Origin of the sequence: Desulfovibrio sp. An276, assembly GCF_002159665.1 — a bacterium.
Lineage (GTDB): Bacteria > Desulfobacterota > Desulfovibrionia > Desulfovibrionales > Desulfovibrionaceae > Desulfovibrio > Desulfovibrio faecigallinarum.
This window is the reverse complement of the sequence record NZ_NFJC01000054.1, coordinates 1-12650: the sequence shown is the minus strand read 5'-3', so window position 1 is coordinate 12650 and position 12650 is coordinate 1. Positions and strand designations below refer to the sequence as shown.

Genomic DNA, 12650 nt, shown 5'->3' with positions numbered 1-12650 from the left:
GCAGAAATCAGAATCTCAAAGTTCTCTTCCCATTCGCTATTCACTTGTCAATGAACCAGAACCTGCCGCCGTTTCAAGCGGCGTCGGGCTTTATGCCCTTTTCCTCATCGACTGTCAAGAACTTTTTTTTCGTTTCGCGATTTTTTTTCGCGGAAGAATTTCGTTCCTTTCCAGTCGCAGGAAAGTTCTTTATAGGCTTTTCGATTTTCATCTGTCAAGCAATTTTTTGAACTTTTTTTTTGGAAGCTCTCGAAACTGCCTTCCAGACTGGCTTGAAGCCTGCCCCAAATGCGTTCGTCAAAGACGTTTTCAATTGGCGCGAGGGAGGCTTCTACGCTTGTGGCATGGGTCTGTCAACAAATTTCTGCATTTTTGTCAAAAAAGTTGCCGGCTGTCCCGTTGGTTCAGCCGGCAACTTCCTGTCATGACGAAACAATGTCCCTTTTTCAGAATTTGATTTTCCAGCGCGGAACTTGCTCGTCACGAACAGCTCACTAGCGCATCACGACAAGGCGCTGCCCCACATGGATGTCCTGACCTCTCAGATTGTTCCAGCGCTTCAGATCGTCCACGCTCACGTTGAGCTTGCGGGAAATCTGCCAGAGGTTGTCCTTCGGCTGGACCTGATAGGTGTTCACACCACCCCTGGAAGTTCTTGCCTGGGCCACGGCTGTTGTCCTGCCGGGTATGGCAAGGGTCTGGCCTGCGTGAATGGTGTGGGCGTCGCGCAGATTGTTGGCTGCAAGGATAGCCTGCACTGAGGTATTGTACCTGCGGGCAACCTTGGTGAGAGTGTCACCAGGGCGCAGAGTATATGTGCCTGCCCTGCCTGCAACGCGTGCGCGCACTCTTGGCGTTTCCGTAGCCTCCGCTGCTGCCAGCATGGTACCGGACACCTGTACAGGATTGCGTACATAGGCCATTGCCATGGAGCCGCGTGCCTCGGGCACGTAGGCATTGGTGCGCTGGCTTGCGTGGCTCACGGACTTCTTGAAATGGGGATTGTAGGTCTTGAATTCGTTCCAGGACATGCCGCAGGCGCTTGCCATGGCCTTCAAGTTTGTGCGGGGATTCAAGCGAACCCGCACTACCCTGTCTGCGCTCTCGGGGTTGATGGGATCAAAGCCCAGCTGTGGCAGATTTTCCATGATGGAGGTCACTGCCAGAAAGCGTGGGACGTACTGCAGTGTTTCTGCCTTGAGCCTTGTTTCCTCGCCCAGCCTGCCGTTCTTTTGCATGACACCAAAGAAGGTGCGCTCGCCAGCTGCCTTGCAGGCGCGGCTCATCTTGCCTTCACCAGCGTTGTAGGCTGCGATGGCCGTAGGCCAGTCGCCAAAGTCGTCGTGCAGCTTCTTCAGATACTGGGCTGCAGCATGGGTCGCATGGTAGATGTCCAGACGCTCGTCATGCCACTTGTCCTGAGCAAGACCGAACTTCATGCCTGTGTAGGGCATGAACTGCCAGGCACCGGCTGCACCCGCGCGGGATCTGGCCTTCGGGTTGTAGCCGCTTTCCACCATGGCAAGGTAGGCCAGCTCTTCGGGCATATTGTAGGAACGGAAAACACTCTTCGCGTAGGCAAGGTAGGGCTCGGCTCTCTTGGAGGTAACTTCCATGGTCTTGCGGCCGCCGCGCAGATAGAACTTTTCCTGCTGTTCGACAACATTGTCCGCAAAGGAGGGCACCTGGCGTGCGATCTTTCCCTTGTTCTGGGCAAGAGCCTCCTTTTCGCTTGTGGTCAGCGGAGCCCCCTTCACATTGAGAGCAAGACCGCCGGACGCGTCAAGGCCGCCCTGTTTCGAGGAACACCCCGTACACAGAACGGTTGCAAGGACACAGAGAAGCAGCACTCTGAACAATGTGGAACTGGAAAGGTTCGCAGTGGTCATGTCGCACCCGGAAATTCGATCTTCTTGCCTAAAGAAATTGCTTCAGCTAAAAAGCGCAAGAGAAACAACTTCTTCGGAGACTGTCATGGAATCAAGAGACACTGTCCTTCTCCCCGGACTCAAGCCTGTGCTTGAACTTTTGAGAGAATCGCCTGAACGCATCGACAGCGTGGCCTTGCGCAAGCAAAGCCGCTCGCAGGAATTTTCCGAAATCCAGGAATTGTGCAGAAAGAACCATGTTCACTACACGCTGGTGGAAAACTCCGCGCTGGACAGGCTCTGCCGTAGTGGCAATACCCCAGCTCATCATCAGGGTGTGGTTGCCAGATTGACCTGTGTTCCCACAGTCTCGCTGGAAAGGCTTCTCGAAGACGCATTGGCTGCGCCCTTTCCCCTTATTATTGCCCTCGACCAGGTCAAGGATCCGGGGAATGTGGGAACGCTTGCCAGAACCATGTACGCCCTTGGCGCAGCAGGCCTGCTTCTTCCCGAGCACAATTCAGCTTTTCTTGGCCCCGCAGCCTTACGGTCATCGGCTGGAGCTCTTGGTCGCCTGCCCGTGTCCCGCGCCGTGAACCTTGCCAGGGCCCTGGATGAGGCCGAGGAAAGGGGATTTACCATCTACGGAACCGGCCAGTTCGGCGCTGCTCCCGTACAAAACCCCTATCTTGAGGGGCTGAGGCTTCCCGCTGTTGTGGTTCTTGGCAGTGAGGAAAAGGGACTGCGGCCGGGCGTTGCGAAGAGGTGTTCGATGTGGCTGAAGATCCCCTTCAGCCGTTCTTTCGATTCCCTCAATGTGGCCCAGGCAGGAGGAATTCTCCTTGCCCTGGCGCAGGCGCACAACGCCCTTTCAACCTCCTTATCGACAGCTCAAGACAAATCTTAGGGTCTCTCACACATTTTTTTTTCACTTCCGACCGGGATTTTGCCACATGCTGTTTCAAGACATGCAACGTTTCGAGGCCAGAGCCTTTCTCTGTCTGGTTCTTCTGGCCACAGCGCTCTTCTTCTGGCTCGTGCTGCCCTTCTTCAACGTCCTTTTGTGGGCCGTTGTCATAGCGGCAGTCTTCACGCCCATTCAGCGCAACCTTACGCTGCGCTATCACCTTGGTCCCAATCTCGCAGCACTCCTCACAGTGCTTCTGGCGCTCTTTCTCATCATCCTGCCCCTTGCCTGGATATTCTACACAGGCGCCAAGGAAGCCCTTCTCCTCTACAGCCAGATTTCCGAAAATCCCCAGGTTTTGCGCGACATTCTGGACAGGCTGCACCAATCCTTCCCTGCCATACAGGAGTTTCTTGCGCGCTTTGGCTACGACATGACGCAGCTCTCCTCTGATCTGTCGGCGCTCGCAGTGCGGGTGGGCGGATCCCTAGCCAAATACACCATGGCCTTTGGAGGAAGCGCAGCCAATTTCGTGACCAATCTTGCCATCTGCCTCTATGTAGCCTTCTTCTTTGTGCGTGACGCAAAGAAGCTCAGTGCCATGTTCGTGCGCGTCATGCCCTTTGGCGATCACAGGGAAAAGCTTCTCATGAGCAAGTTTGCCGGCGTCATGAGGGCAACGGTCAAGGGAAGCCTTCTTGTGGCCATGGCCCAGGGCGCTCTTGGCGGCCTCATCTTCTGGATCCTGGACATCAGGGCTGCCGTTCTCTGGGGCGTTGCCATGGCCATCCTCTCCCTCATCCCTGTGGTTGGCGCTGCCCTCATCTGGCTTCCGACAGCCCTCTATCTTCTTGCCACAGGATCCTATGTGGACGGCATTGTGCTCATAGCCTACGGAGGCGGCGTCATAGGCCTTGCAGACAACGTCCTGCGCCCCATTCTGGTGCGCCGCGACACAAGGATGCCGGACTACCTCATATTGCTCTCGACATTGAGCGGCTTCACGCTCTTTGGCATGGACGGCTTTGTGACAGGCCCCCTGCTTGCTGCCATATTTATCACTGTCTGGCAGATCTTCGCTGACGAGACTACGGGCGAGACAGTACAGGCAACCCTGGTTCAGGCAGGTCTTCCGCAAAAGGCTGGCACTGCGGAAGAAACTGCGCAAGCCGTCCAGCCCAGGAGACGGGTGCGGCTTTTGCCCCTGGGCAGGATTTCCGGCAAAAGGCTGACAAGGCGGCACCCAAGGCCAGGCTCGTGATCCCGATTCCCATTTGATCGACAAAGCCCCCGCAAGTCATGCGGGGGCTTTGTCGATCAAATGCTCCTGGCGTCCAGTACGGGGACAAGCAAATTCCTTTTCCCTACTGGCGCAGAAGACGCTGCATATCCCTGTCGTTGCCCAGTACCAAAACTCTCTCGTCCTTCTGGAAACAGTGATCCGGACGCGGCATGGGCTCAAGCTCTTCCCCCTGAGCTCCCCGCCGGATACCCAGAACATTCACGTTGTAGCGCTGCCGCACGGCCAGCTCCATGATCGTCTTGCCCAGCCATTCCCCGGGAATGGCTATCTCGTAGATGGAGTATTCAGGCGAGAGCTTCACATAGTCGAAGATGTGGTCGCTGCTGTAGCGCATGGCGGCCCAGTCCGCAGCCTGGCGCTCCGGATAGATGACATCGTCTGCCCCGTTGCGCAGCAAAAACTTTGCCTGCACCCCACGCGAGGCTCTGGAAAGAACAAATCTGGCCCCGTGTTCCTTGAGCAAGGATGTTGTCTCAAGCGAACTCTGAAAGTCATCGCCAATGGCCACCACGCACAAGTCGAAGTCGCGCACGCCAAGGGAACGTATGAAGGATTCACTGGTCGCGTCGGCAATCTGGGCGCTGGTGACAAAGTCCAAAGCCTCGTTCACCCTCTGCTCATCATTGTCTATGGCAAGCACGTCGTGCTTCAGTTCACGGAATTTCTTCGCCATACGGCAGCCGAAACGTCCAAGTCCTATCAGCAAGATGGATTTCACCTTTCCCCCTCCATTGTTGTCTTCATCCTAGCCCACAGCCACTTCTTCCGCCGGGTAACGAAACGCATCCTGACGAAGGCCTGAGGAGACAGCAAAGAGCACAGTCAGGCTGCCCACTCGGCCGAAATACATGAGCAGTATCAGCACTGCCCGCGAAGCATCGGAAAGCTCGGGAGTCACCCCCAGGGTCAGGCCCACAGTGGCTATGGCCGAGGCAGCCTCAAAGAAGGCAACCATGAGCGGCAGATCATCAAGGCAACAGATGAGCATACCGCCTGTCAGATACAACAGCACAAAAAACATGAAGATGCCGGAAGCCTTGCGCAGCGTGCCGTCACTGACTCTGCGATCGAAGCCTCGCACATCCCGTCTATTCAGGAAGATGGCAACCAATGCCAAGAACAGGACTGCCAGGGTTGTTACCTTGAAGCCGCCTCCGGTCGAACCGGGCGCAGCCCCTACCAGCATGAGCAAAATGGTCACCAGCTGACTCATGGGGCTCAATGCCGTGAGATCCACACTGTTGAACCCTGCGGTTCTGGGGCTGACAGCCTGAAAGAAGGAGGCCAGCACAGCCTCGGACTCAGACATTTGCCAGCGGTCTGATGAAAACTCCAGACAGTAGAAGTAGCAAAAGCCTGCGACAAGCAGGAAGGCGCTGGCAAGCAGGACAAATTTGCTTTGCAGATGGTAGTGTCGGAATCTCGGACCGTGACAGCGAACGTCCTCAAGTGTCAGAAAGCCTATGCCCCCAGTGATGATGAGTCCGGCAATGACAAGGCAAACCAGGGGATCCGCACTGTAGGCAGTCAGGGAAGAATAGGCCTGCCTTGCCCCCATCAAATCAAAGCCTGCGTTGCAAAAGGCAGACACGGCATGAAAGAGAGCCATCCACAGGCCCTGCCCCAATCCCATTTCGGGACAAAAACGCAGGGCCAAAAGGAACGCTCCCGCCAGTTCCACACAGAGCACAATACGGCAAATGAAGCCCGTAGTGCGTACAATGCCTGCCAGCTGCGGAGCCGATATGGATTCCTGCATGACCCAGCGAAGGCGAAAGCCTATTTTCTGGCCGGTCAGGACAGCCACAGCAATGGCCATGGTCACAACACCAAGGCCACCGGTCTGTATGAGCAGAAGAATGACGAGCTGCCCAAAGAACGACCAGTACTGCATGGTGTCGTGCACAACCAGACCAGTCACAGTGATGGCCGACGTGGCTGTGAACAGCGCATCTCCAAGGCTCGCTCCCAGGCCATCCCTGGTGGTCCAGGGCAACATGAGCAGCCCTGTGCCGCAGAATATAAGTCCCAGGTACCCCAGAATGATGATTTGCGAGGGGCTGATACAAACTTTCTTTCCAAAGGCCATACGAACGCCTCATGCCATTGGCTTTTTCGTCCTGCCCGATTCTGGCCAGGCCGCGTTCTAGTCAAACTGGACTGGAAGGCGCCGCAAGCCCTCGTGCTGTATGCGTGCCTGCACAGTGGGACCCTGTTCGTAAAGCCAGGGATCGTTGCTGTCGGAAAGGCCCTGGGCTACCAGCTCGTCTGCCAGGCGCTGGCAGATGTCCTCGATAAGGGCCGCGTAGTCCGAGGCCGTGTTTTCCAAGGGTGTGAGGCAGCAAAGCTGTTCCAGGGAGGCTCCCACACCCTCTGCCAGGGGACTGCCTATCTTCGCAAGGCCTGCGTGCGCCCACTTGTAGAAGGGCATGTACTTCTTGTTCAATAAATAGAGCATGCTGATGACAGCTTCGGTAAAGCGGGCGCTGCAGATGCTCACTGCCGTGTAGGAGTGGCGCGCCATCATGCGGGGCAGATTGTACTGGCCTGCCTGGGCTGCAGCGACACAGCGCGCGGCTATCTTCTTGAGGCGCAGATCCTCGGGGTAGAAGCGCAAGAGCTCCTCGCGTATGGCAGAAAACTTGCCCAATGGATCACAAAAGACCATACCGTTCGTGGCAACTGCCAGATAGTGCTCTGGTATGGCACGCCATTCTCCAAGGGTCTTGGGGCAGGAAGGCACATTGAGAAAACGCCTGTAGAAGCCCTCTATGGGCATGAGGCCTACGCGGCCCATGCGATCCTCCGGCTTCATGCGGACTCTGAAGCCCTCGAAGCTTTCCGGAAGCCCGGAAAGAGCCTTCTCTATGCGCTCGGCATTGGCAACCAGGACATCCTCTGGCAGCCACAGGCAAAAGGCAGGGCCCCAGTCGTGATCACGGGAGATGTCGTCGTCAAAGCCGAAGCACTCCGAGCCCTCGCCCACAAGGCCTGCGGCAATCTGGCCTTCGAGCTCTGCAAGCTCGCTGGCTATGAGTTTTTTGCCGCACTCCTCATAGAATTTTCGGGACAGTTCGAGTCCGCGTACTGTACTCATGGCGTATCCTCGCTTGTGTGCATTATGCCCGGCATTGCTAGGCAAGGGGCAAAGGGGTAGTGAAGATGAAAAATTGCCTGTGTCCCGATATGCAGGAAGACAGGAAGGAGTGAGATATGGAAGCGTCAAAGGAACATGGCACGGCCCTGGAGCCGGACAGATCTGCCCTTACGGATCGCATTGTGCACAAGGAATGGGCTCTCTTCCAGGAAGTGAACAACATGGGCGGCCGTGCGGACTGCCAGAACAGCCCCAAGACCTTTGCCATCATGCGCCAAAGCCAGTTTGCCAACTGGCCCAACGACGCTCTTAAATTCTATGAAAGGGATCTGGAAAGGGCTATCGAGGAAGGCAGAAATCCCCTTGCGGAAAAGTATGGCTACATGATGCGCCGCACCCATCCTGCGGAATTTGAAGGCATCCGCGACCAGCTTCCACCAATCACCCTCGAAAGGGAAAGTCTTGTGCGTGCCATTGTGGACATGCACGTGGCCTGGGAGGCTGAATGCGACAGGCTCTACCCGCACGTGCGGGCAACCGGACGCCCCCTTCGCTCAAGCGAGGATTACCGCGGCACATCCTTCGAGACCTACCTTGAGGGCGAGCTTTTGACCTACGGGGAAAAGACTCTGCAGGCCCTCTACCGCCATGTGCTTGAGGCAAGGGACAAGGGGGTAAACCTTGCCGAAAAGAACCTTGACTCCATGGTCAAGGCCTACGGCTACCCTTCGGTCAAGGCCCTGGAAGAAGAGCGGGCGAAAAAGGCCCGCTCCTAATCCCTACACCTTTTTCGGCGGGCGCGGTCCGAAGATGTCCGTGCCCACACGCACAAAGGTTGCGCCCTCAAGCACAGCCCACTCGAAGTCCCCGGACATGCCCATGGAAAGTTCGGGCAGGGGGCGACCAGTGTAGGTGCGAAGCTCTTCTGCCAAAGTGCGCAGCCTTGCAAAGTAGGGGCGCGCAGCCTCCCCTGCGTCAAAGACAGGCGGGATGCACATGAGTCCCTGCAAATCAAGGTGCGGGCAGTTTTGTGCCACGTGATCGCAAAGCTCGTGCAGTTTTTCCGCGTCTATGCCGCTCTTCTGGCTTTCCTCTCCAACGTTCACCTCTATGAGGACCTTCTGGATTTGGTCCTGCTCGCAAAGCCTCTTCTCGATGGCTGTGGCGAGCTTTGCGGAATCCAGGGTGTGGATGAGGGCAAAGTGGCCTGCAACAAGGGGTGCCTTGCGGCTTTGCACATGGCCTATCATGTGCCAGGAAAGGCTCTGAACACCCAAAGTCGCAAGCTTTTCGCGCTTTTCGAGCGCCTCCTGCACGTAGTTTTCGCCAAAGTCCACCTGTCCTAAAGCAGCAACCTCGGCCACCATGGCCGCTGGGTGCAGTTTGGACACGGCGATGAGGCGCACCTCGTCCCTTTTGCGCAAGGCTTGTGTCACGGCCCTGTCCAGCCGCTCGAGCACTGCCTCGTAGCGCTGGGCAAGCGTCCTCTCTTCAGCGTCCATACCAATCACCTCCCACCGGCTCAGCTGCGGAGATCATATCCGTCATTCCCGTCGCTTCCGTCCAGGGGAATGCCCAGATTTTCCAGCTCGACCTCGCCGATAAAGTTCAAATCCTCGCTCCAGTGCTCGCGCACCTTGACCCACAGCTCAAGGTGCACCTTGCCGTCCAAAAGCTGCTGAATGTCCTGCCTGGCCTCTGTGCCAATCTTCTTGATCATGGCGCCCTGCTTGCCAATAACCATGGCCTTGTGCATGGGGCGGCTCACGTAGATGGTGGCGTAGATGAGGGTCTGGCCTGTTTCCGTGTTCTCGTCCCACTTCTCGATGGTCACGGCAGTGCCGTAGGGCACTTCCTCGCGCAGATGCAGGAAGAGCTTTTCACGGATGAGTTCCGAGGCCATGAAGCGCACAGGCAGGGTAGAAACCTGATCCTCGGGGAAGAGGGGGCCGCGCTCTGGAAGCTTGTCCCGCAAAACCTGCTTCAATCCCTCTACGCCGTCCTTGTTCAGGGCCGAGAGGGGATAGATCTCTGCTTCGGGCCACAGCTCGTTCAGCCTTGTCAGAAGGGGCAGCATGCGGCTCTTGTCGCCAAAGAGGTCGATCTTGTTGACCACAACCACAATGGGTCTGGTCTCGCCGCGCAGAGCCTCGATGATGGGCTCCATATCCTTGTCCAGATATTCCGGATGCAGGATGTAGTTGTGGGCGTCGAGCACAGGCATGATGACTTCAGCCTGGCGCAGGCTCTGCCACACGGCCTGCAGCATTGTCTTGCTGAGCTGGCCGCGGCCCTGGGAGAGGCCTGGCGTGTCCATGAAGACGATCTGCAGATCCTTTTCCGAGAGGATGCCCACGATCTGGTTGCGCGTGGTCTGGGGCTTGGGGGTCACGATGGTGACCTTCTGCTCGATAAGGGTATTGAGCAGGGTGGACTTGCCTGCGTTGGGCGGGCCCATGATGGCCACCCAGCCGCAGCGATGGGTAGAAGTACTCAACGTAATTTCTCCTTGTATTTCGTTTGCAAAAACTTCCGATGCCTGATCTCGTCCTTGCCCTTCTGCCAGGAGCCTCTGCCTAGACAGAACCCTGCCCCTTGGCCCATTCGTCGGGATAGAGGTCAGCGATTTGGGCGTGGTATTCGGCAAAACGCCCTTCCAGGATGGCAGCGCGTGCGCCGCGCACGAGATTGAGAAAATAGGTCAGGTTGTGCAGGGAATTGAGCCTGAAGCTCAAGAGTTCCTTGCTCACATAGAGATGGCGCAGATAGGCGCGCGAGAAGGTCCTGCAGGTATAGCACTGGCAGGCCGGATCCAGGGGGCCATCGTCTTCCGCGTACTTCTTGCCGCGAATGTTGATCTTGCCAACCGAGGTGTAGAGCGTGCCGTTTCTGGCATTGCGGGTGGGCAAGACACAGTCGAACATGTCTATGCCCATGGAAATGCCTGTCACTATGTCCAGGGGGGTTCCCACACCCATGAGGTAGCGGGGCTTGTCCGCTGGCAAAAGGGCTGCCGTGTGGTCGAGAAGATCGTACATCTCGTGCTTGGCCTCGCCAACGGAAAGGCCGCCTATGGCAAAGCCGTCGAAGTTCAGTGCGCAGATCTCCTCAACCGAGCGGGTTCGCAGATCCTTGTAGAAGCCCCCTTGGGTGATGCCGAAGAGAAGGTTTGGTGCCGAACCGGGAGGATAGGCGTCTATGGCCCTTTTTGCCCAGCGGCTGGTGAGGCCAAGGCTTTTTTCCGTGTACTCGCGGCTTGCCCCGTAGGGAACGCATTCGTCGAGCATCATCATGATGTCGGAATTCAAGGCAAGCTGAATGTCGAGAACCTTTTCCGGGGTAAAGAGGTGCTTTGAGCCGTCGAGATGGGAGCGAAACTCCACCCCCTCCTCGCGTATCTTGCGAAGCGAACTCAAGCTGAAGACCTGGAAGCCGCCGCTGTCCGTGAGAATGGATCCAGGCCAGGAGGCAAAGCCGTGCAATCCTCCGTGGCGTGCCACAAGCTCGTGGCCCGGGCGCAGATAGAGATGGTAGGTGTTGCCAAGGATGATGGGCGCGCCTATGGCCTGCAAATCGTCCGGGGCAACTGCCTTGACAGAGCCGACTGTCCCCACGGGCATGAAAATGGGGGTGGGAATGTCGCCGTGGGCCGTGTGCAGGATACCTGCCCTTGCCCTGTTGTCCGTTGCCATGAGGCTCAAGGCACAAGCCATACTCTCTCCTTTCGTACTGTTGGTCTTACCCGCAAGCGGGCGTCAGGCGTCTTTGTGGCTCAAATCGGCACTGATAGCAAGTGCCGGGATTTGTGGCTCAGATCGCGCTTGCAAGACATGGGCCAAAAGGATACTTTCCCCGCGTTTCACCTTCAAATCCCCCGGGCAGCGCGTCCCAAGCGTAGCCACATGTTCATACAATCAAGGGGGAAAGAAGGCGACCTATTCCCAAGGGGGCCATGAGGCCCCACCCCAGGAGCGCGCCAATGACGCCTTGCAAGTTTTCCCACACCCTGTGCCACATTGATCTCGGAGCCCTGAAGCGCAACTTTCTGCGCTGCGGCAATCCCGCAATGCTCATGCCGGTCCTGAAGTCCGACGCCTACGGCCATGGCCTTCTCGAATGCGCAAGAGCCCTGGCGTCGGTGGGAGCCGAACGCTTTGCCGTTGGCTGCGCGGACGAGGGCCGTGCCCTGCGCGAGGCAGGCTTTTTACAGGACATAGTACCTCTCATGGCGCAGGTGACAGACGAGGACTGGGAGCTTGTCACAGCCAATGGGCTCATGCCCCTTGTCTGCAGCATGGAACAGCTTGAGGCTGCAAGTACCAGGGCAACGAAGGATCACCCCCTCTCCCTTGCCATCAAGCTTGAAACAGGCATGCACAGACAGGGCTTTCGCGAGGAACAACTGCCGCAAGTGATTGAAAAGATCAGGCAAAACCAAAATCTTGTGCCAAGGCTTGCCCTCTCCCACTGCTCCTGCGCGGACATCCCTGAGCGGCACGACTACACCCTGGTACAGGTAGATCGCTTCGAGCGCATGGCAACAGGCCTTGCCGCGGCCTTCCCGGACATGAAGGCAAGCCTTTTCAATTCGGCTGGCGTGTTGGACACAACCTACAGGCACAACATGGAAGACATCTCCCGCCCGGGCGTTGTCCTCTACGGCGGCAATCCCTTTGCCGGCACAAGCAAGGAAACTCTGGGCGCAAACCTTGAGTGGACCATGAGCCTTTCCACTCCCATCCTGCAGGTAACTTCCTTACGCAAGGGCGAGGGCATTTCCTACGGCCACCTTTTCCACGCGGACCGCGACATGAAGATTGCCGTTGCAGGTGCAGGATACGCCAACGCCCTGCCCCGCGCACTCACATCAAGGCTGGACGCTCTTCTCCACGGCAAGAGGGTGCGCTCTGTGGGGCGCGTGTGCATGAATATGACAATGTTTGACGTAAGCGGCATGGAAGATGTGAAGGCCGGAGACGAGCTCTGGCTTTTGGGCGGCGAGGCTCTCCCAGGTGTCAAACCTGTGACTCCACAGGAATGGGCCGAGAAGCTTGGCACCATCTCCTACGAGGTCATCTGCCTTGTGGGCAATTCCAATGCCCGCGTCTGGCACGAATAGTGGATAGTTGTTGGCCCAAATGTACAAGTATTTTAGCCCCTAGCGTTATGCCAATGGTAGACGACGCTCTCAAAAATCGATATTCTCACACAAAACGGAGAACCCATGCCAGCCATTTTGATCATTGGAGGATATCGTTTTTTCTTCTACTCAAATGAAGGAAATCCTACAAAAGCTCCTCATATCCATGTGCGAAACCAAGATCGTTCATGAAAAACGAGAGATCCTAAAGGGAGGCATATCATGATTATCAAGCGCGCCGTAAAACCTCTCCCTTCAGGGGGAGGATATAAGGCGCCCCTAGCTTGGCAAGTTTGCCTTTAGTTGGGAGTTCTTTGGGATTCGATATACTGCTT

13 protein-coding genes are annotated in these 12650 nt (G+C 56.9%); 6 read left to right on the top strand and 7 right to left on the bottom strand.

The window, feature by feature from the left end:
- On the top strand, positions 1-230 hold a 230-nt coding region (locus B5F76_RS15200), incomplete at its 5' end, for a hypothetical protein (RefSeq protein WP_204218427.1).
- A gap of 264 nt (positions 231-494) precedes the next feature.
- Here B5F76_RS15200 and B5F76_RS13765 read toward each other — a convergent pair.
- A complete protein-coding gene (locus B5F76_RS13765; protein WP_087355584.1) occupies positions 495-1889 on the bottom strand; it encodes a LysM peptidoglycan-binding domain-containing protein in 1395 nt (464 codons plus the stop codon).
- Positions 1890-1974: 85 nt separating this feature from the next.
- On the opposite strand from B5F76_RS13765, the gene B5F76_RS13760 reads away from it, so the two are divergent.
- Together B5F76_RS13760 and B5F76_RS13755 are read left to right on the top strand one after the other, a co-directional pair.
- Positions 1975-2775: a TrmH family RNA methyltransferase gene (locus B5F76_RS13760; protein WP_087355582.1), complete on the top strand. Its 801-nt coding sequence runs from the start codon at positions 1975-1977 to the stop codon at positions 2773-2775.
- Between the two features lie 46 nt (positions 2776-2821).
- Positions 2822-4036, top strand: coding sequence for an AI-2E family transporter (locus tag B5F76_RS13755; protein WP_162608864.1), 1215 nt, complete (start codon positions 2822-2824; stop codon positions 4034-4036).
- Positions 4037-4139: 103 nt separating this feature from the next.
- Here the strand turns inward: B5F76_RS13755 and B5F76_RS13750 are convergent, their stop codons facing one another.
- From B5F76_RS13750 to B5F76_RS13740, 3 genes are read right to left on the bottom strand one after another with little or no spacing between them, the layout of a single operon-like run.
- Positions 4140-4796, bottom strand: a complete 657-nt coding sequence (locus tag B5F76_RS13750) for a potassium channel family protein (protein ID WP_087355579.1) — start codon at positions 4794-4796, stop codon at positions 4140-4142.
- Positions 4797-4823: 27 nt separating this feature from the next.
- Positions 4824-6167, bottom strand: a complete 1344-nt coding sequence (locus B5F76_RS13745; RefSeq protein WP_087355577.1) for a TrkH family potassium uptake protein — start codon at positions 6165-6167, stop codon at positions 4824-4826.
- A 57-nt stretch (positions 6168-6224) separates the two neighbouring features.
- Complete coding sequence (locus tag B5F76_RS13740; protein WP_087355575.1) at positions 6225-7175, bottom strand: DUF4037 domain-containing protein; 951 nt, start codon at positions 7173-7175, stop codon at positions 6225-6227.
- Positions 7176-7291: 116 nt separating this feature from the next.
- Between B5F76_RS13740 and B5F76_RS13735 the strand changes: the two genes are divergently transcribed.
- Positions 7292-7951 carry a DUF4125 family protein gene (locus tag B5F76_RS13735; RefSeq protein WP_087355573.1) on the top strand — a complete coding sequence of 220 codons (660 nt, stop codon included), beginning with the start codon at positions 7292-7294 and terminating at the stop codon, positions 7949-7951.
- 3 nt (positions 7952-7954) lie between these two features.
- On the opposite strand, the gene B5F76_RS13730 is transcribed toward B5F76_RS13735, so the two are convergent.
- The 3 genes from B5F76_RS13730 to tgt all read right to left on the bottom strand — a co-directional run bounded on the left by B5F76_RS13730 (position 7955) and on the right by tgt (position 10888).
- Entirely contained in the window at positions 7955-8677 is a 723-nt protein-coding gene (locus B5F76_RS13730) for a YggS family pyridoxal phosphate-dependent enzyme (protein WP_087355571.1), read from the bottom strand.
- 20 nt (positions 8678-8697) lie between these two features.
- Entirely contained in the window at positions 8698-9672 is a 975-nt protein-coding gene (gene era / locus B5F76_RS13725; protein ID WP_087355569.1) for a GTPase Era, read from the bottom strand.
- 79 nt (positions 9673-9751) lie between these two features.
- Entirely contained in the window at positions 9752-10888 is a 1137-nt protein-coding gene (tgt, locus tag B5F76_RS13720) for a tRNA guanosine(34) transglycosylase Tgt (protein ID WP_087355567.1), read from the bottom strand.
- Between the two features lie 266 nt (positions 10889-11154).
- Here tgt and alr point away from each other — a divergent pair, with 266 nt between their 5' ends.
- Complete coding sequence (gene alr, locus B5F76_RS13715) at positions 11155-12294, top strand: alanine racemase (protein ID WP_087355565.1); 1140 nt, start codon at positions 11155-11157, stop codon at positions 12292-12294.
- Positions 12295-12399: 105 nt separating this feature from the next.
- Positions 12400-12507 (top strand): DUF4160 domain-containing protein, encoded by a 108-nt coding sequence (locus B5F76_RS13710; protein ID WP_087355563.1) that lies wholly within the window; start codon positions 12400-12402, stop codon positions 12505-12507.
- Positions 12508-12650 lie beyond the last annotated feature (143 nt).